Annotated in this window: 20 protein-coding genes and 1 other annotated feature; of the genes, 5 read left to right on the top strand and 15 right to left on the bottom strand. The window is 45.0% G+C overall.

The window, feature by feature from the left end; genetic code table 11:
• Positions 1-705 precede the first annotated feature (705 nt).
• The 7 genes from rplL to rpmG form a co-directional block, all read right to left on the bottom strand.
• A complete protein-coding gene (gene rplL / locus NFR88_RS08965; RefSeq protein WP_251615290.1) occupies positions 706-1,071 on the bottom strand; it encodes a 50S ribosomal protein L7/L12 in 366 nt (121 codons plus the stop codon).
• Positions 1,072-1,138: 67 nt separating this feature from the next.
• Positions 1,139-1,633, bottom strand: a complete 495-nt coding sequence (gene rplJ / locus NFR88_RS08960) for a 50S ribosomal protein L10 (protein WP_160203237.1) — start codon at positions 1,631-1,633, stop codon at positions 1,139-1,141.
• Positions 1,634-1,687: 54 nt separating this feature from the next.
• Positions 1,688-1,804 (bottom strand) — a sequence feature (ribosomal protein L10 leader region).
• Between the two features lie 5 nt (positions 1,805-1,809).
• Complete coding sequence (gene rplA / locus NFR88_RS08955; RefSeq protein WP_160203238.1) at positions 1,810-2,505, bottom strand: 50S ribosomal protein L1; 696 nt, start codon at positions 2,503-2,505, stop codon at positions 1,810-1,812.
• 193 nt (positions 2,506-2,698) lie between these two features.
• A complete protein-coding gene (gene rplK, locus NFR88_RS08950; protein ID WP_160203239.1) occupies positions 2,699-3,124 on the bottom strand; it encodes a 50S ribosomal protein L11 in 426 nt (141 codons plus the stop codon).
• A 28-nt stretch (positions 3,125-3,152) separates the two neighbouring features.
• Positions 3,153-3,689, bottom strand: a complete 537-nt coding sequence (gene nusG, locus NFR88_RS08945; RefSeq protein ID WP_243151119.1) for a transcription termination/antitermination protein NusG — start codon at positions 3,687-3,689, stop codon at positions 3,153-3,155.
• Positions 3,690-3,751: 62 nt separating this feature from the next.
• Positions 3,752-3,991, bottom strand: coding sequence for a preprotein translocase subunit SecE (secE, locus tag NFR88_RS08940; protein WP_161909435.1), 240 nt, complete (start codon positions 3,989-3,991; stop codon positions 3,752-3,754).
• Between the two features lie 12 nt (positions 3,992-4,003).
• The gene (gene rpmG / locus NFR88_RS08935) at positions 4,004-4,153 is read right to left on the bottom strand and encodes a 50S ribosomal protein L33 (protein WP_034813889.1); all 150 of its coding nucleotides are present in this window, start codon (positions 4,151-4,153) and stop codon (positions 4,004-4,006) included.
• 402 nt (positions 4,154-4,555) lie between these two features.
• On the opposite strand from rpmG, the gene NFR88_RS08930 reads away from it, so the two are divergent.
• Positions 4,556-5,416 (top strand): ion transporter, encoded by an 861-nt coding sequence (locus NFR88_RS08930; protein ID WP_251615286.1) that lies wholly within the window; start codon positions 4,556-4,558, stop codon positions 5,414-5,416.
• 101 nt (positions 5,417-5,517) lie between these two features.
• Here NFR88_RS08930 and NFR88_RS08925 read toward each other — a convergent pair whose 3' ends face one another.
• The 3 genes from NFR88_RS08925 to NFR88_RS08915 are packed head-to-tail and all read right to left on the bottom strand — an operon-like array spanning position 5,518 to position 9,643.
• On the bottom strand, positions 5,518-6,453 hold the full coding sequence (locus NFR88_RS08925) for a glycyl-radical enzyme activating protein (protein ID WP_251615284.1): 936 nt from the start codon (positions 6,451-6,453) through the stop codon (positions 5,518-5,520).
• Between the two features lie 31 nt (positions 6,454-6,484).
• Positions 6,485-8,857, bottom strand: coding sequence for a glycyl radical protein (locus tag NFR88_RS08920; protein WP_161909437.1), 2,373 nt, complete (start codon positions 8,855-8,857; stop codon positions 6,485-6,487).
• A gap of 30 nt (positions 8,858-8,887) precedes the next feature.
• Entirely contained in the window at positions 8,888-9,643 is a 756-nt protein-coding gene (locus tag NFR88_RS08915; RefSeq protein ID WP_251615281.1) for an SDR family NAD(P)-dependent oxidoreductase, read from the bottom strand.
• A 203-nt stretch (positions 9,644-9,846) separates the two neighbouring features.
• Between NFR88_RS08915 and NFR88_RS08910 the strand changes: the two genes are divergently transcribed.
• Together NFR88_RS08910 and NFR88_RS08905 are read left to right on the top strand one after the other, a co-directional pair.
• Positions 9,847-11,721 (top strand): helix-turn-helix domain-containing protein, encoded by a 1,875-nt coding sequence (locus tag NFR88_RS08910; protein ID WP_251615279.1) that lies wholly within the window; start codon positions 9,847-9,849, stop codon positions 11,719-11,721.
• A complete protein-coding gene (locus NFR88_RS08905) occupies positions 11,714-12,652 on the top strand; it encodes a DMT family transporter (RefSeq protein ID WP_251615277.1) in 939 nt (312 codons plus the stop codon). Before NFR88_RS08910 ends, NFR88_RS08905 begins: the two co-directional genes overlap by 8 nt.
• A 29-nt stretch (positions 12,653-12,681) precedes the next feature.
• On the opposite strand, the gene NFR88_RS08900 is transcribed toward NFR88_RS08905, so the two are convergent.
• The 3 genes from NFR88_RS08900 to NFR88_RS08890 all read right to left on the bottom strand — a co-directional run bounded on the left by NFR88_RS08900 (position 12,682) and on the right by NFR88_RS08890 (position 16,820).
• On the bottom strand, positions 12,682-13,209 hold the full coding sequence (locus tag NFR88_RS08900) for a hypothetical protein (RefSeq protein WP_251615274.1): 528 nt from the start codon (positions 13,207-13,209) through the stop codon (positions 12,682-12,684).
• Between the two features lie 91 nt (positions 13,210-13,300).
• The gene (nhaC, locus tag NFR88_RS08895; protein WP_251615271.1) at positions 13,301-14,833 is read right to left on the bottom strand and encodes a Na+/H+ antiporter NhaC; all 1,533 of its coding nucleotides are present in this window, start codon (positions 14,831-14,833) and stop codon (positions 13,301-13,303) included.
• A gap of 286 nt (positions 14,834-15,119) precedes the next feature.
• The gene (locus NFR88_RS08890) at positions 15,120-16,820 is read right to left on the bottom strand and encodes an FAD-dependent oxidoreductase (protein ID WP_251615268.1); all 1,701 of its coding nucleotides are present in this window, start codon (positions 16,818-16,820) and stop codon (positions 15,120-15,122) included.
• A 184-nt stretch (positions 16,821-17,004) separates the two neighbouring features.
• Here NFR88_RS08890 and NFR88_RS08885 point away from each other — a divergent pair, with 184 nt between their 5' ends.
• Positions 17,005-17,535 (top strand): C-GCAxxG-C-C family protein, encoded by a 531-nt coding sequence (locus NFR88_RS08885; protein WP_161909444.1) that lies wholly within the window; start codon positions 17,005-17,007, stop codon positions 17,533-17,535.
• Positions 17,528-18,055 (top strand): DUF2284 domain-containing protein, encoded by a 528-nt coding sequence (locus NFR88_RS08880; RefSeq protein ID WP_251615265.1) that lies wholly within the window; start codon positions 17,528-17,530, stop codon positions 18,053-18,055. Before NFR88_RS08885 ends, NFR88_RS08880 begins: the two co-directional genes overlap by 8 nt.
• 56 nt (positions 18,056-18,111) lie before the next feature.
• Here NFR88_RS08880 and NFR88_RS08875 read toward each other — a convergent pair whose 3' ends face one another.
• On the bottom strand, positions 18,112-19,584 hold the full coding sequence (locus NFR88_RS08875) for an LCP family protein (protein ID WP_161909446.1): 1,473 nt from the start codon (positions 19,582-19,584) through the stop codon (positions 18,112-18,114).
• A gap of 230 nt (positions 19,585-19,814) precedes the next feature.
• Entirely contained in the window at positions 19,815-20,285 is a 471-nt protein-coding gene (locus tag NFR88_RS08870; RefSeq protein ID WP_160203250.1) for a hypothetical protein, read from the bottom strand.
• Positions 20,286-20,408 lie beyond the last annotated feature (123 nt).

Raw genomic sequence — 20,408 nt, 5'->3', positions numbered from 1 at the left:
CCGCCAGCGTTCATCCTGAGCCAGGATCAAACTCTTAATTAAATGGTATATCAAAGACTAATGTCTTAAATATCTTTCTTAAGATATCCTTGTTCGGATTCTGAACGCTTTGCGCTCTTGCAATATATTCTTCTTAGAATTATTGTTCTTCTTTTAAGAAATTGTCGCGAACTCTCACAAACTAGTAATGTCTTACCAATTTGCTGATTGTTCAATTTTGTTTTGACTAAATTTCTACACTATGAAGTTGTCTAGGTTCTGTCTGCTCTTTCAAGCGGACTGCTGTCCTTGCGACAGCTTATTTATCTTACCACTCTTTGGCTCTTATGTCAACCTCTTTTTTGAAGTTTTTTCGAGCTTTTTTCTTCTCCTTTTCTGGGAGTTTTCTGTGGCAAGTCTGCCTGTGGGGTTCCCCCTGCAAGACAGCTTTCTTAATATATCACCCTTTTCCCCTTCCGTCAAGTACCTTTTTCTCTTTTTTCATGTCTTTTTTGAACTTTAGACCTTCTATATGCCTGTTTCACATGTTTAATGCTGCATGCGGCAACTTTGTCGCTAGTCTTCCAAAAACTTCACGCATCGCCTTTTTATGCCTCCTGGCAAGCGCAAAATGACAAGGAGCCTACCCTTCTTTGGAAAGTGTATATAAAAACAGGCCTCCTCGAAAGGAAGCCCGTCTAATCTTGGCTTTATTATTGATTAGAACTATTTCAGTTCAACTTTAGCTCCAACTTCTTCCAGCTGAGCCTTGATTGCTTCTGCCTCAGCCTTGTCAACGCCCTCTTTGAGGTTGGAAGGAGCACCGTCAACAACTTCTTTAGCTTCTTTCAGACCCAGGCCGGTAATCTCTCTAACAGCCTTGATAACCTTAATCTTTTCTGCGCCTACTTCAGCCAGAACTACTGTGAATTCGGACTGTTCTTCTTCTGCAGCACTGCCTGCTACTGCGCCTGCTACTGCTACTGGAGCTGCTGCGGATACGCCAAATTCTTCTTCACAAGCTTTAACTAATTCGTTTAATTCTAAAACGGACATCGCTTTGATAGCTTCAATGATCTGTTCTTTATTCATTTTCTTTTCTCCTTTATTTCGATTTTAATTCACTTTAAATTCGGTGCATGAGCACCATGCGAAAGCTTTACGCTTCCTTTTCTTCAGCAATTGCTGCCAAAGTTCTGACAAACTTGCTAACTGGTGACTGGATGCTGCCCATAAATTTAGCAATGAGTACATCTCTGGACGGAATGTCTGCAACCTGTTCGATACCTGCTTTATCATAGTAAGTACCTTCTACAACACCTGCTTTGAATTCCATTTTTTTGTATTCTTTGATTAACTCGTTAAGAGTTCTTGCCGGAGCAGTTGCATCTTCTGTGCTGATAGCCAGTGCGCTTGGTCCGTCAAGTACTTCTGCAAGGGGAGCATAATCAGTTCCTTCGATTGCTCTTTTGATTAAAGTGTTCTTGTAAACGGTATAATCAACGTTTGCTTCACGAAGTTTCTTTCTCATAGCATCAGCTTCTGCAACGTTGATGCCCATATAGTCAACTACGACTGCGGCCTGTGCATTTTCCAGCTTAGCTTTAATTTCGTCAATGATTACCTGTTTCTGCTGTTTAGCTTCTACTGACATACTTTTTATTCTCCTTTCTGGAATTGCTCAAGGGCAACTCGCGAATATGGTACGCAATAAATAAAGGAAACCCTGCCTTTGTAGACAGGGTCAATATCTATATATTGTACCTCGGCGGGAAATTAAGCCTTAAAAGGCACCCGCTGTCTACGGTTAAATCTCAAATTTAGTTTTGATTAGCCAATCAGTGCCGGATTGATTTTGATTCCAGGACCCATTGTAGCTGCAACGGTAACGCTTCTCAGATACTGCCCTTTTGCAGTAGCCGGTTTTGCTTTTACGATTGCTTCCAGAAGTGCTTTGAAGTTTTCTTCCAGCTTTTCCGGACCAAATGAGCTCTTTCCGATTGGAGTATGGATGATGTTCTGCTTATCCAGACGATATTCAACTTTACCAGCTTTAATCTCTGCTAATGCTTTCTCAAGATCCATTGTTACTGTGCCTGATTTAGGGTTTGGCATTAATCCCTTAGGACCTAAAACTTTACCTAATCTACCAACAACACCCATCATGTCAGGTGTAGCAACTACTACGTCAAAATCGAACCAGTTTTCAGTCTGAATCTTCTGAGCCAGTTCTTCTGCTCCAACGTAGTCTGCACCGGCCTTTTCAGCTTCTTCAGCCTTAGGACCTTTTGCAAATACTAAAACTTTTACACTTTTACCAGTTCCGTTAGGCAGTACAATTGCACCTCTAACCTGCTGGTCAGCATGTCTTCCGTCTACACCAAGTTTTACGTGTACTTCTACAGTTTCGTCAAACTTAGCTCTGGAAGTTTCGCAAGCGAGTTTCATCGCTTCACTTACTTCGTGCAGCTTTGCTTTTTCAAATTTAGCAGCTGCTTCTTTGTAACCTTTGCCTCTTTTTGGCATGTCTCTTACCTCCTTGTGGTACTAACAACCTCTGCTTGTCTTTTTTACCAAATCCTGCGTTGCTCACCTGTTTTCGGTACTCACGTACATCAGTACGCTCCGTGCCTCAACCAGCCGTGCGCCTTGGCTTTAGCAAAAAATCCTTCGCAGTACGACTTGTCTTTTCTTGTGCAAGCCTCGGTCTCCCATCTCATTAGCCTTCAACAACGATTCCCATGCTTCTTGCAGTTCCCTTGATCATGTCTGTTGCTGCTTCAAGAGTTGCTGCGTTCAGGTCTGGCATCTTTGTCTTTGCGATTTCTTCTACCTGTGCATAAGTCAGTGTAGCAACTTTTTTCTTGTTAGGTTCTCCGGATGCTGCATCTAATCCTGCTGCTTTCTTCAGTAAAACTGCTGCCGGCGGTGTCTTCGTCACAAAAGTGAAAGATCTGTCCGCATATACAGTAATCACTACAGGAATAATCATTCCCGGCTGATCCTGTGTTCTGGCATTGAACTGTTTACAGAAGTCCATGATGTTCACGCCCTTCTGACCCAGTGCAGGTCCTACCGGAGGTGCTGGAGTAGCATTGCCGGCCGCAATCTGAAGTTTAATATAACCTTCAACTTTTTTAGCCATCTTTCTTCTCCTTTCTCTATAGTCTATGCTATAGTTTGTCTACCTGTCCAAACTCAAGTTCAACAGGGGTATCTCTACCGAACATTGAAACTTTGACAGTCAGTACCTGTTTCTCTTTGTTGATTTCCATCACTTCACCCATGAAGCTTTCGAAAGGTCCATTGATGACACGTACTGTATCTCCAATTTCAACGTCCAGATCGATGTAAACTTTTTCTATTCCCATTCTGGCGACTTCTTCGTCAGTCAATGGAATAGGGTCGGAGCCATGACCTACGAACCCGGTAACACCCTGCGTATTTCTCACAAGATACCAGGATTCATTGGTAACAATCATCTTTATAATTACATAACCCGGAAACATCTTCCTGGTTTTAATTTTTCTCTGGCCGTCTTTGATTTCGACTCTGTCTTCTGTCGGCACGATGATGTCTAAAATTAAATCCTGCATACCGCGGTTTTCAACCATCTTCTCGATATTCACTTTTACTTTGTTTTCATGACCCGAATAGGTATGCACCACATACCACTTGGCCTGGCCATCGCCTCTAATACCTTCTCCCATCAAAGGAGAAGCTACATTGTTGTTTTCAATATCAGACATATTACGTACCTTCTTCTCTTAAATTAGTTTAGGGTGATACCTAAAACCGCTCTCAGAGCAGCCAATACACCTGTATCAATTAACCAGAATCCCAGTGCGAAAACGGCACATGTAGCAATTACCACACCTGTAAAGGTGCCCAGTTCCTTTCTGGTAGGCCATACGACTTTGCCCATCTCCAGCTTAATACCTTTGAAATAATCCTTGGCGCCGGTCTTCTTGGCTTTGTCTGCTGCCTTCTTAACTTGGTCTTTGTTTGCCATGATGAATTCTCCTTATTTAGTCTCCTTGTGAAGAGTCTCTTTTTTGCAGAATTTGCAATACTTCTTTAACTCGATACGATCAGGATCGTTCTTCTTGTTTTTCATGGTATTGTAGTTTCTCTGCTTGCACTCAGTGCATGCTAATGTAACTTTAACTCTCATGTCGATTGTCCTCCGTTTAACTCAAAATTCAGAGCCAGGGGAACCAGCTCTGTTACGAATAATCATAAAGTTGCTTATTAAGTGTATCAAAGCGCACTGTCAATGTCAATGTTTTTTTGAATTTCTTTCAAAAATATTCTTTACTTTTCTTTTCCTCACGCGCCAGCCTGGTCTATAAATCGCTTTGGTTTATTCTGCGCCTCCCACACGTCAACCATGTGAAGCGTTTCTGAGGTATTGACGCTGACAAAATATCAGCAAAACCCTAACCCCGCGCAGTCGAAATGCTGACAGAACTGACAAAAATCCGTGGAAATGTCAGTATTGTCAGCATCCAAGCAGCTCTAAACGATTTTTATCGGTTCGTTATGCCCATCCCTCCTGTCTATTGATTTTTTCACTATGGACTATATAATAGAAGAAGAATGCATCAGAAAAGGAGAGCGCCATACTATGGACACCATCAACAAAAAGAAACGAGTTTTTACCATTATTCAGGTAGGCAGCCGCAGCGATATTCCCAGCAGAGTTTATGATTTAGCGCTGGTTACTGCTGTTCTTGTCAATATTTTTATTGCGCTGTTTGAGACCTTTCCGGAGTCTGCGCCTTATCTGACGACAATGCGCGCCGCAGAAGGCGTTACGGTAGCATTTTTTACCATAGACTATATTCTACGTATCTGGACCGCCTCTTATCTATACCGAGGTGTTTCCGTTTCCCGTGCGCGGATAAAATTCATCTTTTCCTGGGCGGGCATGGTGGATTTTCTCTCCTGCGTGCCTTACTATCTCCCTTTCTTTTTTGCAAAAAGTGCCGTCGTACTGCGCATGTTCCGCATCATCCGAATCCTGCGTATTTTCCGCATACAACACTATGCCGATCCACTAAAAGCGATTGCTACTGTCTTAAAGAAAAAAAGAGGGCAACTTCTGTCTTCCATATTCATCGTTTTAATTTTAATGATTACCGCCTCCCTTTTAATGTACGGTCTGGAGCACGAAGCACAGCCGGAGGTATTTTCCAATGCCTTTTCCGGCTTCTGGTGGGCGGCTAACACACTGCTCACCGTCGGCTACGGGGATATGGTGCCGGTTACCCTTGCTGGCAAAGTCTGCGGCGTCATTCTCACGTTCCTCGGCGTCGGCATGGTCGCCATTCCTACCGGTATCCTTTCCGCCGGTTTTGTGGCGCAGACAGAACAAAAAAAGGAAAAGCCAGAAGACATCCGCTATTGCCCCGGCTGTGGGCGCAAACTGCATTGATATGCAAAGTCAGTCATTCGACAGATGCACCGTTTTCCTCACACGCACAAAAAACCAGCCGGCATCACTGCCCAGCTGGCTTTTACACTTTTTTCTAACAACTACAGTTTTCCCAGGATCTCCACTTCCATCCCCGCATGTTCCTCAAAATAGGCTTTGATTTTCTCTACATACTCGTCTGTAGGCGGTTCAAACTGCATCTGCTCGCCGCCGATATGCTTTTTCTTGGAAATACCCAGGTTGTGATAAGGCAGCAGAGTGACCCGTTTGATGCCATGGTCTTTATAAAATGCCGCCGTTTTCTCGATGATTTCCCACGTGTCGTTGACGCCGCTAATAAGCGGCATGCGCATCTGCAGCTTCTCGCAAGTCTCAGGGGACGCGGCAAGTCGCGACAAATTTTCTAAAATCACCTGATTGCTCTGCCCCACATACGCCTGATGCACTGCATCGTCGATGGATTTCATGTCATAAAGCACATGGGTGACATTTGCTTTTTCGGAAAGTTTCACAAGCCAATCCCCATTTCCAAAGCCGGAAGTGTCCAAACAGACAGGAATATCAAGGTCTGCCGCCCCATCCACCAAAGCATTTACAAACTCCGGCTGAGCAAGCATCTCACCGCCGCTGACAGTCATCCCTCCGCCAGTGGTCTCATAAAAGCCCATGTCTTTTTCTACTTCCTTTAGAACTTCCGACACGGTCATGGTCTTGGCGACAGGCAGAAGCGCTCTTGCATAGCAAATCTTTGTGCACTCCATGCAGCTGTCGCAAAGTTCCCGGTTAATTTTAATTACATTTTCACTGTCGACGAAGACAGCGTGCTTCGGACAGTCTTTCACGCAGTAGCCGCATTTAATGCAACTGTTAGGCATCTCGATGACCTGCTGCGCAAAGTCAATAAGCTCCGGATTGTGGCACCAGGCGCAGTCCAGAGGACAGCCTTTGAGAAACACTGTGGTTCTGATGCCCGGTCCGTCTTCCGTGCTGAATTTCTGTATGGATCCGACTAACGCCGTCATTTCTTTGTTTTCCATCTTCGTCTCCAAATGTTAAAATTCTAAAGTCTTACGCCTCTTTAAAGTGGGTCGTTCTGTAGATAATGGTATCCTGCGCGCTCTTGTCAAGTTCTGTAAAGTAAGCCATATAGCCTGCTACACGAACCATCAGACCCTTGTAATGCTCTGGATCTTTCTGTGCTGCTTTCAGGGTTTCATCGTCTACTACGTTAATCTGAATGTGGTTACCGCCATTATTGAAGTAAGTTTTAATAACTCCTTCAATTCTCTGCAGCCCCTTTTCGCCTTCTACGCCCTTCGGGTCAAAGCGCAGGTTGAACAGCGCACCGTCGTGGAATTTATCCTGACCCATGGAAGCAACAGATTTTACAGTGGCAGTCGGACCGCTGGTATCGCGTCCCATCATCGGAGAAGCGTTGTCGCAGAACGGCTCTCCTGCCAGTCTTCCGTCAGGGGTTGCACCGCAGACCATACCGTGAGAAACGTTTACAGTCTGAGAGTGTACGTTAAAGGAGAACCAGCCGCCTCTTGCATCCGGCCAGGTCTGCACGTTATCCGCGATAAAGTGCATCATTTCCTTATAAACGCCGTCTACGTGCTCATCATCGTTGCCGAATTTCGCAGGTTTGTTCAAAAGCAGCTGACGCATTCTTTCCTCGCCCTCAAAGTTCTTGTCGATGGCAGTAATCAGCTCATCCATGGTGATGTCTTTGTCTTCAAATACACACTTTTCGATGGCAACGATAGAGTCAGCCAGGTTTGCTGCGCCGGTAACGTACATGCCTGCAGTGGTATACTTTGCACCGCCGTGCTGTACGGACTTACCGCTTTCTACACAGCCTTTGGTCACCATGCCCGCAAAAATCACCGGGAATCTGGTCATATGCATGCTCTGCATCACTTTATAACCGGTTGCAACCAACTTGTAGTGGTGCAGAATCTGTTTCTTCAGCGCATCCTTCAAATCATCGATATTTTTAAAGTCTCTTGGATCTCCTGTCTGAAGTCCCATCAGCTTACCGGTGGACGGATCAACACCGTTGTGGAGTACGAACTCCAGCATTTTACCCATGTTGACATAGCCTGCATCCGGTGAACCGTCTGTGGAACCGCCGCCAGGACCCGGCTGAATACATCCTACGATGGTCCAGTCTCTGGCCTCTTCCATGGTGCAGCCTTTGCCCAGGGTCATCTTCATCGCAACATCGTCGTTGAAGAATCCAGGGTTTGCCTGACCGTCCTGAATCATTTCGCAGCCTTTGCGAATCAGATCTTCCGGTGTACCTTCCCAAACTCGTACACCCATAACCGGCTGAGTCGTCTTCAGCTGATTTGCGGCTTCCAGACACAGATAGGACAGTTCGTTAGTGGCGTCTTTGCCGTCCGGGGTCTGACCGCCGACCAGCAGGATTTCCCACATCGGATAACCGGCGAAGGAAGTCGCGTACCATTTATCTCTGACTTCGTAAACCTCGCAGGATTTCAGGTACAGGCATTCCAGCATTTCCATCGCTTCTTCCTGTGTAATATTCTTTTCGTCGATGACGTCTTTTTTGTAGTAAGGCCACATGTACTGGTCAAATCTGCCGTATCCGTTTGCGGTGGTGCAGACTTCGATATGGAAGTATACGTGTGCAAACCAAATCATCTGCAGCGCCTGCCAGAATGTCTGCGGTGGATTTTCCGGTACCACGCGGCAGTTTGCAGCGATGCCGAGAAGTTCTTGCTTTCTCTTTTCATCTTTACATTCTGCTGCCTGCCGTTCTGCTTCCTCTGCCATTCTGTGGGCATAGGTAATCAGACCCTGGCACTGAATGATGCACGCCTGCCAGAAGTTGACCTTTTCTTCGTCTGCCTGACATTCGCAGATCATATTATCGATGTTCGCCTGACATTCTTCCATGTAACCGCGCAGACCGATGGTCAAAAGTTTTTCGTGGTCGCAGGTGGTTTCGCCGGAAACGCCATTTCTCAGACCGACCGTAATAATATCGTCCTGGATGCATTCCTCGATATGCGCAGGAAGGGCTGTCTTGGACATGTCTTCCATGGATCTGCCTTCCCAGTACGGCAGATATTCCAGAATCAGCTTCTTGTCTTCTTCTGAAATATCATATGGGTCTTTGGTTCTGGTTGCGAACTCGTTAATATCACTGATATACCAAGAGCTGGACTGAAATTCCGGGTGCAAGTTTGCACCTCTGTATTTGTTGGTCGCCGTACCAACAATCAGTTCATCTTCCATAATCAGCGTCGTCATATTTTCCATAATGTAGTTGACAACTCTCGCCCGGAATACCGGAATCGCATCGCCTGCAAATTTCTGATACGCTTCTGTGGCGAGAACAAGCCGTTCCGCCGTAATGCATGGACGGGTATTCCACAGCTTGTTTCTCATCCGCGTCAATCTTTCATTTAACATAAGTTTAAATCCCCTTTCTTCGATATTGGTTTAGCCAAGCATCATACCGCCGTCAGCAAGCACGTTGGATCCATTGAGGAAGTTTGCTTCCGGCTGGCACATGAAATAAACGATATCTGCCATTTCGTACGGTTCTGCAGGACGTCCCAGAGGCCCAAGGGTGATGCTTGCATCTTCCATGTCAGCAAAATCCGCTACAGATTTTTGGAACATAGCGGTATTGACCCAGCCCGGTGAAATGGAGTTGGAGCGAATGCCGTACTGTCCATATTCGTTGGCAACGTTCTTAGTCATACCGATGACAGCCCATTTGCTGGAACCGTAACCGATTTCGCAGGTATAACCGCTCATACCGGAAACGGAACCGAAGTTTACGATATTGCCGTGCTTCTGCTCCAGCATGATTGGCAGGGTATGCTTCATCATTGCAAAAGTGCCGAATACGTTTACGTTGTAAATATTTTTGAAGTTATCTAACGTGCAGTCAACAGTCAAGCCATATTCGCCAATGATAGCCGCTACGTTGACCAGCGCATCGATTCTCCCGAATCTTTCCTTCACGGCTGCGATGGTAGCGATAACCTGTTCTTCTTCTGTGATATTCACCGGACAGATTGCAACTCTTGCTTCATCTAATTTCAAATCAGCCGCAACCGCTTTCAACGCTTCTTCGTTGATATCACACATTGCCACACTGTATCCATTCTCATAAAATTTCTTTACAATTGCGGAACCGATTCCACCGGACGCGCCTGTTACAACCGCAACTCTTACTTCATTACTCATCATAGTTCCTCCTTCTATCATCTGCCCATGCAGACATTATGTCAGTCTTATTAATCTTATTCTAATTAGATTTATCCCCATATTCAACAATTATTTTGCCGTAAAAATCAATTATATTGCGCAAAAAAATCAGCCCAATCGCTTTCAAAGGGCCAGCATTTATGTTACAATTTTAACTATCATAGGAAACGGCAGGTGTCGCCATGCTTTTTGAAAAAATCACGTATCAGGATGATTTTCCCATCAACATTACCATTGCGAATATAGAAGATTACCCGATTCACTATCACCAGGATATTGAATTTGTTTTTGTGCTCAAAGGGCAGGTCACCCTGAAAAACGGCTATTGCAGCTATACCCTCCACGAAAGAGATATCTTCACCAACTCAGGTCATGAGGTTCACAGTCTGACCTCGGAAGATCCGGATAATATTGTCGCTTTGATTCAGATCAGCACCCATTATTTTTCCCAGTATTTTCCTTCCCTGAGCAAAGCATGCTACCGCACCTACACCAACAAAGGGCGCAGCAGTAAGCACGATAATCTGCAGGAAAAGCTGCTGGACATTTTGCTGCAGTATTCCATTCGAAGTTCCCGTTACAAGACAGAATGCACTTACGCCATGATTGAGGTCATCAAATATTTGGAAAGGATTTTCAATCTCTTTGCCTTCAACGGCGAAATGGTGATTAATTTTGAGAGCAGCAACCCTGTGACCATCGAAAGAATCAGCCATATCATCGGCTATATCTATCAGAACTACGCGGAGAAGATTACCCTGGACGATCTGGCGGAAATCGAGCATTTGAGCACTTTTTATCTTTCCCATATTATCAAGGACTGTACCGGTATGAATTTTCGGGAATTCCTGTGCTTTGCCCGGGTAGAATGGTCTGAAATTCAGCTTCTTGATACCAACAAAAAAATCAGTCAGATTGCCAAGGATGTTGGTTTTTCTACGACTTCCTATTACGAAAAATATTTCCGCAAGTGGTTCGGCCATTCTCCGCAAGCGCACAGGGAGATGTATATGCCAATGGTAAAAAGCGAATTCCATCGGGAAACGCTGACATTAATCCCGCCCAATAAAGCCATCACACTGATCCGCAACCTGCTTTCTTCCCTAAACTCACAGAAGAACAGCACGTCTTTAGTCAATACATTGAAACTGGAAATTGATGCGGACATCCACACCACACCACTAGCTTATATTTCACACAATCTGATTGTGCAAATCCGCTGTGAAGATTTTGCTGTCATGGGATTTCATATCTTCTCGAAGCTGGCCAACCTGCATCCGGAAACCGTCGTGCTTCTTTATAGCGATGACGACAGTTCACAGCAAATTGACAAATTCCAAAACCTCCTGCTCGCCGCAGGGTTTGAGGTAGAATGCAGAAAGCAAAATCATATACCATTTTCCGTCATCTCATCGGGGAACGATTCCATCGCTTACCCGATTCACCTGATTCACAAGCTGATTCGTTCTGAAGAAAAAGAAATTCAACTACCGCTTCGTGATTACGATACTGGAGAAATGATTTTGGGCGGTCAGCCTGCCCTACTGACGGCAAACGGCACCTGCAAGCCCGGCTATTTTGCCTGTCAGCTGCTTTCCTTCCTGAAAGGAAATCTCCTGTGCTGGGGAAAACAGTACTGTGTCATCGAAACCCACTCTGACAGCAATACTGCCTATGTCATCATCGTAAGCAACTTCAACGAAGAGATTTATGAAATGTGCACAAAGGAAACCACTGCCCACCAGGCAAAAACCATCCTCAACGAGTTCAAAGACGAAATTGATTTCAATGTCAGTCTGAATCTGACGCCGGGAATGTACTCGGTGATGAAATATTCCCTGACAAAGAACCGGAATATTTTCGCTTATCTGTCCGCCTTTGATTTTAACGACGATGTAGGCTTTCACAGTGCGCAGACTGTATCCATTCCGACAGAGCCGGAATTGGAACTCTATATCGAAGATGTGCGAACCACATTTAATATGAATTTTTCCATGAAAGGCGTAGAATTACAATATGCTGTGATCAGACTGAAAGGAGACTCTAAAGATGCCTAATCTAAATCACAAATTAAGTGAACGTACTGCTGCCGTCGGACTGATGGTCGCCGCTCTATTTTGGGGGCTCAGCTATCCTCTTACAAAATATGTAGAGGCATGCCCTACCTTCTATATCATTTCACTCAGGTTTGGCATCGCCGCGCTGTGTCTTGCCATCGCCTTTCATCGGAAGTTTAAACTGCTGAACAGAGATGTCATCAAGTACGCATTCTTGTTGTCTTTTGCCGTATTCCTCATGTTTGCCTTCGGCATCTGGGGCATCAAGTATACGACCTCGGTCAGATCTTCTTTCTTTACCACTCTGTCGTTCCTGATGATTCCAGTACTGAACCGCGTCCTGTTTAAAATCAGAATTTCTAAGATCATCGTAATCAGTGCTCTGCTCTGTCTTGTCGGCGTCTTCCTGCTATGCTACGCGCCTGGTATGGGCGGACTCGTCATCAATTCCGGAGATTTACTATGTATTCTAGCTGCTGTAGCCGGCTCGTTTCATATCATACTGGTTGAAAAGGTTTCAAAAAATCCGAGAGTCGATTCGTCCCTCTTTACCGTATTCCTCATGGGGTTCATTTCTCTGTGGGGCACGCTCATCGCAAGTATCACCGGTGATATCCATTATTCCCTGACCGGTAGCAGCCAGCTAATTGCCATTATCCTTATGGGCGTATTCTGCAGCGCTGTTTCCTTCTGCCTTCAGACCCATCTAGAAGCTTTCGTATCTCCTGACCGGGTCGGGGTCATCTTCGCCTTGGAACCAGCCTCCGGCTGCATTCTATCAGTCATTCTGCTGGGTGAAACCATGCGGTTCACTGGCTGGCTGGGTGCGCTCATCATCATGGTCAGCATCCTGTATATGGAGTTTGCCGCCAGCAAAGAAGCCAGCAAACAACCGAAAACTGAAGATTCTAAAAGAAAAGACTCTGCATAAAGCAGAGCTCTTTTTTACCTTATTTTAAACTATTTTTTAGAATGCTTTTTTCTTGCCTTTGCTTTGGCTTCTTGATTTGCTCGCGCCTTGCGCATTCTTTCTTCATCCAATTTTCTGTTGTATTCGTCCGCGTCTTCTCTTCTCTCTTCCTGCGTCCGATCATCTACATACGCATTCGGATTCATTTTCTTTGCCAATTCCATCACGCCCCAGGCGTCTTCCTCCGTAAACACAAAAGGTCTAATCGCCACATCTTTGGCGATTTCAAGAAGAATGTTCGGTTTGGCTTTTTTAAAGTTGGGACGGATTGCGGTAATCTGGTCCCATTCCCATCTATTTACTACCTTCCAGGCAAACAGTTTGTACCTGATTTCAACGCCTCTTTCCGATACCAAATGAGTTTTTTCAAAAAAGATGGCTAAGGTAAGAATTACTGCCAAAATCATATAGAAGTAATTCTGCTGTCTAAATGAAAGGTAGAGTATGATAATGCCGCCGATTAATAATATCGTTTTTCTCTTTAAATCCCGTTCTTTTACAATACCCTTATAAGTCATAATCTGTTCATTCCTTTACTTTTCTTTTGCAAAAAGCGCATACCCGTAAAACGGGTATGCGTAATTTTTTATGTTAGATTCACTTGCCGGTTTATTTGCCGATTTCTTTGTAAGTTCCGTCAGCTCTGAGTTCAGCAAGTCTCTTGAGCGCATGTTCGTGCTCTTCAGCAGGTGCCCCAGCCGGTTTGCCAGCCTTCACTTTGCCTCCAAAGAATCCGGTACGAGAACCATCTGCGAAGATGATGTTGCCCCCCCAAGCTGCTGTAGCCAGGGAGATAATCGGATTCAGGAAGTTGGTGAAACAGTACGGCAGATAAGCCATGGTGCTTACGCCCAGCATGGAGGAGTGATATACACCGCAGGAAGACCAAGGTACCAGTGCGGAGAACAGTGTTCCGCCGTCTTCTGTACATCTGGAAAGAACATTTCTGGAAAGACCCATATCGTCGATCTTTTCTTTGTACATTGCAGGTGGAATGATGAGTCCCAGATACTGGTCACACATAGTCAGGATACAGAACATTGCGGTAACAATTACTGCAGCCATCAGGTGGAACGGCGTCTTAATCTTCTTAATCATTCCGCCCAGCAGTCTTTCTACAGCGCCACATCTGGAGTACATGCCGCCGAAGCCGATGGCAATGAGCGCCATGTTAATAGTCCAGAGCATGGAGTCCATACCGCCTCTGTTCAGCAGTGTGTCAGCCAGTTCATTGCCAGTTTCAGCAGAGTATCCGTAGTGCACCATTGCAATACATTCCGCAAAGCTTGCACCCTGGAAGATGACTGCAAAGATACAACCTGTCAATGACGCAAGCAGTACACCCGGGATGCCTGGCATCTGCAGTATTGCAACCAAGATGATAACTGCAACCGGTAACAGAAGTACCGGGCTCATGTATGCGAAGTTGTCTTTAATCGCATTAGATAAACCGTCTACCAACTCAGGATCATATGTACCTGCTTTTCCTGTCAGGGACATTACGCAGTAAATAACGAATGCGATTAGGAACGCAGGGAAAGTCGTTCCGATCATTGCTTTTACATGGTCGAACAGACCGGTCTGAGAAGCTGCCGCAGCCAGGTTTGTGGAATCGGACAGCGGTGAGAACTTATCTCCGGTACAAGCGCCGGAAAGAACCGCACCAGCAATCATAGCAGGGTTGATACCCATGGTTGCACCGATACTCATAAACGCGATACCCAGTGTAGCGGATACAGTGTAGGAAGATCCCAGGGATAAACCTACGATCGCGCACAGTACAACAACTGCCGGAAGAAAAACTGCAGGTGTGAAAATCTGCAGACCGTAGTATACGATAGCAGGGATTACACCAGCCCATTCAAAGGATCCAACCAAGCATCCTACGAAGAGCAGGATGAACAGCGCTTCCAAAATCTGGCTGATAGAAGCAAAACCTGCCGCCATCATTTCAGATAAAGGTACGTTGCAAAGTTTGCCTACTACGCAGCAGGTAATCGCTGCAAGCAGTACGTAGATGTGCGGGTCGTTGCCCCACTCAAACAAAAAGTTCGCAAGCATCAAACCTAACAGTACGAGAACCGGTAAAAAGGCCTCGAACACGTTAGGAAGACGTTCGCCAGTTTTTTTAGTTTCTGTCATAACTAAAAACCTCCTAAGTATGATAAGAAATAATTTCACACTTGCATTATACCATGTCTTCCATTTCACACATTAGTTCAAAATCTAGTAATTTTCGCAAAATATTTGCAATCATTCAGCCAGCGTAAAAAAATCCATGCTATAACGCAATAATTTTTCGCATTATGTAGCAAAATGCCACTAATGCTGTCATTATTATACCATACCTGTCGGATAATGCACTGATTACCTTGCTATTTTTATTGACCGAGTTGCCATTTCTGAAAAGTTCATCAATTGGCTACTATTAGTCAAAGTTATATGCTGTCACAATTGGTTCCCTGTTTAAAACCTTATCATTGAAGTATTCATACAGGCTGATGCCCAAGAAGGAACCGCTGATATTTGCAATATTCTCAAACCCGTTGCCCTGCAGACAACATGTCGCATAATAGGATCTCTGACTGGAACGGCAGTGCAGATATACCGGCACGTCCTTTGGAATTTCGGAAAGTCTGCCGCGCAGCTGCCCCAGCGGAATATTCTTTGCGCACTTGAGATGTCCCCCTTCAAATTCCTCTGGGCTTCTGACATCGATAATGCAGGCACCGCTTTCCGCCAGAGCGCGAACCTGGCTGACATGCACCTGTTTGATTCTGCCGTTGAGTACATTGAGCGCTACCAGTGCCGCCAGATTCACAACGTCCTTTGCAGTCGAAAACAATGGCGCGTAGCACAGCTCCAGCTCTTTCAAATCTTCTAGTGTGCCTCCCATAGTAATCATCGTGGCAATCACGTTAATTCTCTTATCAGTCTCACCGGTTCCAATTGCCTGCGCGCCCAGAATCCTGCCCGTAGGAACTTCGAAAATCAGCTTAAATACCATATAGTTCGCGCCCGGCATAATGCCCACTCTATCTGAAGGGAAGATCATCACAGAATCATAGGAGAAACCCTCCTGTTGTGCTGTCTTTTCGTTGAGTCCGGTGCACGCTGCATTAAGTCCAAACAGCTTGATGCAAGAGGAACCGATAAAGCCTTTGTTGTTTGCAGAAATTCCATAGATGTGATCCGCCGCCGCTCTTGCCTGTCGCTGCGCAGGTCCTGCCAGCGCAATTCTGCCCGGTTTATGTGTCAGACTGTTAAAAGATTCTATGGCATCTCCAACAGCGTAAATATCCGGGTCGGTGGTCTGATAGTTATGATTGACCTTGATGCCTCTGCTCTGCCCGATTTCAAGACCAGCCTTTTCAGCAAGTTCCGTTTCCGGCGCCACACCCACAGCCATAATAACCGCGTCCGCATCGATGCTGAAGGCTTTACCGTCCTTTACCGCTGTTACCTTTCCGTCTTCTATAGCTGTAACCGATGACTCCAGATACAAGTTGATTCCGTGGTCATCCAGTTCCTTATGCAGAATCTGCACCATATCGTAGTCATAAGGCGCCATAATCTGCGCTGTTCCCTCAATGACAGATACCTGCTTTCCAGCTTCCCGTAGGTTTTCGGCTGTTTCAATTCCGATAAAGCCGCCACCGACAACTGCAACATTGTTTATTCCGGCAGCGTCCAGATAGACCTTTAGTCTACTGATATCCGTCACATTTCTGATAGTAAACACATTGCCTGCGTCAATTCCCCTAATACTCTTTGGCATTACAGGCTTCGCGCCCGGAGAAAGCACCAGCTTGTCATAGGAATCCTCAAATTCCTCACCGGTATTCAAATTCTTTACGTTCACAGTCTTTCTGTCACGGTTTATCGCAGTCACCTCATGTCCTGTATATACATCTATATCATGATTGTTCTTAAAATCCTCCGGAAACATCATAATCAGGTCTTCATCAGATCCCACAACACCTCCGAGGTAGTATGGAAGTGAGCAATTGGAAAACGAAACATGCTCCCCCCTTTCATAGATTACAATCTCTGCTTTCGCGTCAATTCTGCGAGCTCTTGCTGCTGCAGATGCACCGCCAGCTACGCCGCCTACCACAACCAGTTTCATCAAACTTCTCCTTTCAGATACAAAATTACTTAGTTAAAGCAATTTTATCACTTCAAAATTACCATTTCAATTTATTAATTTGCTAACTATCTTGTCATCGAAGCGGATATCTTGTTTTTTTTTCGCTTTTCCGCTAAAATAATTTTAACTTACTACATAGTAAAAACTGAGAGGAGTTATGATGATGCAAGACTATACAAAATTACCCCAGGAAGAAAAAGAAGCCCTGATAAAAAAAGCGATGAACGTCGGCATTCAGACGGAAACTGACTACGGCAACTGCATCCAGAGCATGCTAAACGGTCTTTATTCCGCATTTCCTGACTTTGGAATCACCAAAGATATGCTCAAGGCATGTTTTGGTATTGCTGGAGGCTGCGGTTGCTGTCTGGAAGGTACCTGCGGCGCACTCAACGCAGCGGCATGGGCAATCAGTATCTGCTACGGGCGACCAATTGATGACCTGGCCGGCGATTATGACGCCTGTCATGTAATGGTTAGAGAGGTTGCGGATAAGTTCCGTGAAGAATACGGCGGCATCCTCTGCAAAGATGTTATGATTCATACCATGGGCGCTGTTTATGACTGGAAGACGCCAGAAGGCGATCAGGGGTATATGGATCACAACGGAACATTCCACTGCGCTACTGCTGTCGCGTTCTGTGCGGAGATTATCGCAAGAATGATTGTAGAAGGAAAACTAAAACATGAGTAAAATCCAACGATTCGAAACACATATACCTATCGATGAACTGATGAATCAGTATTTTGATTTTGAGCTGACCCACAGCAAGTGCCGTCAATGCTCTGGTTATCAGAAAACCTGGTCCTGCCCTGCTTTTGACTTTGAGCCCGCTGATTTCTGGCGGGGCTTTTCATCGCTTCATCTGATTGTCGACCGCGTCAGCTGCGCATCTGCCGCAACCATAGAAGAAGCACAGAACTGGCTTTTCGCAGAAAAGAGCCGGTTTGATGCGGAAATGCGCGAGCTGGAAAAAAAATCACCCGGAAGCTATGGGCTAGCTGCACAGGAATGTGTGGCTTGCAAAAAATGCGCCCGTCTTTCCGGTCTTCCCTGCATCCACCCCGAAATCATGCGCTACGGCCTTGAGTCTATCGGCATACTGGCAGTTAAACTAGTGGAGGATAAATTTGGTTTTTCCGCAAAGTGGTCTGACGGTGTTTCTATTCCCGACTACTATCTGCTAGTCGGCGGTGTGATATTAAAAGATTGATTAAAAAGAGATGCCGCACGGGCATCTCTTTGTTCTCGTCCATTCTGTTTCTATTTTTATTCCTTTTCATCTTCCATGACTGCGATAATCCGGTCAACCGCAGAGACAATACTTTCCTGATCCTGCAGCACGACAGAAGCATAAAGGTTCATTCCATCCAAATAGCAGACTTCGCTGCTGGACACTCCGACAATGCTCTGCTTTTCTATATCCCACGATGGCATCCCATCAGTCTGCATTTTAATTAGGTTGCGGATATCGTCCTGTGACATATTGATTTCCACACAGTCTTCGATAGAGTCAAGAATCGCTGTATATCTGGTCAAAATCGTCGTACTGGAAATCGCTTTTTTCAAAATTCCCTCCAGCACCTTCTGCTGATTTTTGTTTCTCTGCAAATCCCCGTCGCTGAATGACTTTCGCTCTCTTGCAAATGCCAGTGCTCTTGCGCCGTCCAGATAGTTGGTGCCTTCGTAAAATTCATAGTAAACCCCCATGCCATGGGTAACAAAGGTATAATCGGACTCTACATCAATGCCGCCGATGGCGTCGACCAAAGAGGTAACTGTCGTGTAATTGACCTTTACATAATAGTTCATATCAAGTCCGGTCATCTTTTCCACTGCGGCAATGGTTTCCTTGATTCCGTGTACCCCGGTATGCGTCAGCTTATCCTTCGCGCCGTCGGCATCCGGCAGCTCCAGGTAGTAATCTCTAGGTATCGATGTCAAAAGCACCTTATGGGTTCTCGGATTCACTGTAACAATCATATTTACATCGGAGCGTGAAACCACATCAATAGAGCCTTCTGTGTCCAGTCCGCTTACGTAAATATTAAAAGAATCCTTCGTCACGTTGACGTCTTTTGCGATATTCGTTGTCTCAATCGGCACCTTTACTGTATGCACAATCTTACTGCCTTCCTTAAAACTGCTGTTTTCGCTACACATCGTAGTATAATGCGCTTCACTGATAAAAATCAATTCATAAGATCCGTCTAAAACACCCGATGCCAGCGTACTCAAATCTTCAATCATTTCGTAGGTGACATTCGCCTCTTCCTGTAGCATATTCTTGGCTTCGGAATAGTTAATTTCGTTAGTCAGGAAGGTCTGTACAGCCTTTCCCGTGATGGAAGCTGCCCCATCATAAGTGCTGTCTGCTTTCGCCAGTACATAGTAAGGTTCGGTCTGCTCCTTTACCGTAGTAACTTTGTCCATAAAATCAATCGTTCCATTTATGTACACAATCCCTGCGCCATAAGCCCCGACCAGTGCAATAGAAATAATCAGGGAAATAATTCTTCTGGAATTCTTAAAGCGTTTGAAAAACAGCGCTGGAAAAGTGAGAATCAAAATTATGATAATCAGCCCCGCTGCCATGCATACATACTTAATTGCCAGCACGTCCATATAAATAAAAAAACCAAAAAAAGCAATGGTCACTAATATATAAAAAATCGACCATATCCTGGTAAATACTCTAAACGCGCCTCCGTTCTGTTTCTTCTCGTGTTTATCCTGTCTCATCGGTATCCTCTAATATCTCTCAAAATATTGAAGTTGTCACAGTTTGTAACCATAATATTTTACTATGTCTGTAGAATTTTGTCGATACCTCTTAAGAATTTTTTAGAATTATAGCTTGTAACTTGATCATTGCAGAAAAAAGAAAAGGAAAGTCTTCTGTAGAGAGACTTTCCTTTTCCTTCTAAATATGATGAATTACGTCACCTGCGAATCGCAGACAGCATTTGCTGCTAATTTTCCTTACGTCCTTCAGACGTTTCTTTTTTTCTGAATTTCATGACGGCTATAGCCAGAATTACTGCACTACCAACAAAGGCCAATCCCACACAAAGCGCATTGCTCAACGACCAGCCACTGGTTTCTGTATCTTCCGGTGTACCTGCCAGAGGAACCGCCTCATCATCAATGCGAATCAATTCCTCTTCCTCTTCTTTTTCTTCTTCCGCTGCAGTATCCTCTTGTGAGTTTTCCTCTTCTGAAATGTCAGAAGGCGCTGCGCTCTGCATATCATCTGCAGCCTGGCTACCCTGTATATCTTGTCCTTCCTCTGTCTGCTCGGGCTCCGAAGGTGTTTCTAGTTCTGCCCCTTCCTCTGAATCAACTGCTGGAGCCACTTCCGACTCATCCGCATAGACCCATGAAGCTGGAAGCAGCATGAGAAGCGTCATAATCAGACAAATCAGCACTCTTGATTTTTTCATCTGCCCATCCTCTCTTTCATACACTAAATAGTGTGTGCATTTTTTAAGATTCTTTTGAAATTAGTCTAATAAGTTATATTATACCACACGCTGGTTAGTTTTTTGTTATTTTTTGGTATATAG

The organism is Senimuribacter intestinalis, from assembly GCF_943192965.1.
Classification (GTDB): domain Bacteria; phylum Bacillota; class Clostridia; order Peptostreptococcales; family Anaerovoracaceae; genus Senimuribacter; species Senimuribacter intestinalis.
This window is presented reverse-complemented; position numbering and strand designations above follow the sequence as displayed.

Excerpts from the sequence above, each read along its gene's own strand:
- rplL (WP_251615290.1), bottom strand. The coding sequence starts at position 1,071 with ATGAATAAAGAACAGATCATTGAAGCTATCAAAGCGATGTCCGTTTTA.
- NFR88_RS08920 (WP_161909437.1), bottom strand. The coding sequence starts at position 8,857 with ATGTTAAATGAAAGATTGACGCGGATGAGAAACAAGCTGTGGAATACC.
- rpmG (WP_034813889.1), bottom strand. The coding sequence starts at position 4,153 with ATGAGAGTTAAAGTTACATTAGCATGCACTGAGTGCAAGCAGAGAAAC.
- NFR88_RS08890 (WP_251615268.1), bottom strand. The coding sequence starts at position 16,820 with ATGAAACTGGTTGTGGTAGGCGGCGTAGCTGGCGGTGCATCTGCAGCA.
- NFR88_RS08930 (WP_251615286.1), top strand. The coding sequence starts at position 4,556 with ATGGACTATATAATAGAAGAAGAATGCATCAGAAAAGGAGAGCGCCAT.
- NFR88_RS08900 (WP_251615274.1), bottom strand. The coding sequence starts at position 13,209 with ATGACTTATAAGGGTATTGTAAAAGAACGGGATTTAAAGAGAAAAACG.
- nhaC (WP_251615271.1), bottom strand. The coding sequence starts at position 14,833 with ATGACAGAAACTAAAAAAACTGGCGAACGTCTTCCTAACGTGTTCGAG.
- NFR88_RS08880 (WP_251615265.1), top strand. The coding sequence starts at position 17,528 with ATGAGTAAAATCCAACGATTCGAAACACATATACCTATCGATGAACTG.
- rplJ (WP_160203237.1), bottom strand. The coding sequence starts at position 1,633 with ATGTCAGTAGAAGCTAAACAGCAGAAACAGGTAATCATTGACGAAATT.
- NFR88_RS08905 (WP_251615277.1), top strand. The coding sequence starts at position 11,714 with ATGCCTAATCTAAATCACAAATTAAGTGAACGTACTGCTGCCGTCGGA.
- NFR88_RS08925 (WP_251615284.1), bottom strand. The coding sequence starts at position 6,453 with ATGGAAAACAAAGAAATGACGGCGTTAGTCGGATCCATACAGAAATTC.
- NFR88_RS08885 (WP_161909444.1), top strand. The coding sequence starts at position 17,005 with ATGCAAGACTATACAAAATTACCCCAGGAAGAAAAAGAAGCCCTGATA.
- NFR88_RS08870 (WP_160203250.1), bottom strand. The coding sequence starts at position 20,285 with ATGAAAAAATCAAGAGTGCTGATTTGTCTGATTATGACGCTTCTCATG.
- NFR88_RS08875 (WP_161909446.1), bottom strand. The coding sequence starts at position 19,584 with ATGAGACAGGATAAACACGAGAAGAAACAGAACGGAGGCGCGTTTAGA.
- nusG (WP_243151119.1), bottom strand. The coding sequence starts at position 3,689 with ATGGGAGAAGGTATTAGAGGCGATGGCCAGGCCAAGTGGTATGTGGTG.
- NFR88_RS08915 (WP_251615281.1), bottom strand. The coding sequence starts at position 9,643 with ATGAGTAATGAAGTAAGAGTTGCGGTTGTAACAGGCGCGTCCGGTGGA.
- NFR88_RS08910 (WP_251615279.1), top strand. The coding sequence starts at position 9,847 with ATGCTTTTTGAAAAAATCACGTATCAGGATGATTTTCCCATCAACATT.
- rplK (WP_160203239.1), bottom strand. The coding sequence starts at position 3,124 with ATGGCTAAAAAAGTTGAAGGTTATATTAAACTTCAGATTGCGGCCGGC.
- rplA (WP_160203238.1), bottom strand. The coding sequence starts at position 2,505 with ATGCCAAAAAGAGGCAAAGGTTACAAAGAAGCAGCTGCTAAATTTGAA.
- secE (WP_161909435.1), bottom strand. The coding sequence starts at position 3,991 with ATGGCAAACAAAGACCAAGTTAAGAAGGCAGCAGACAAAGCCAAGAAG.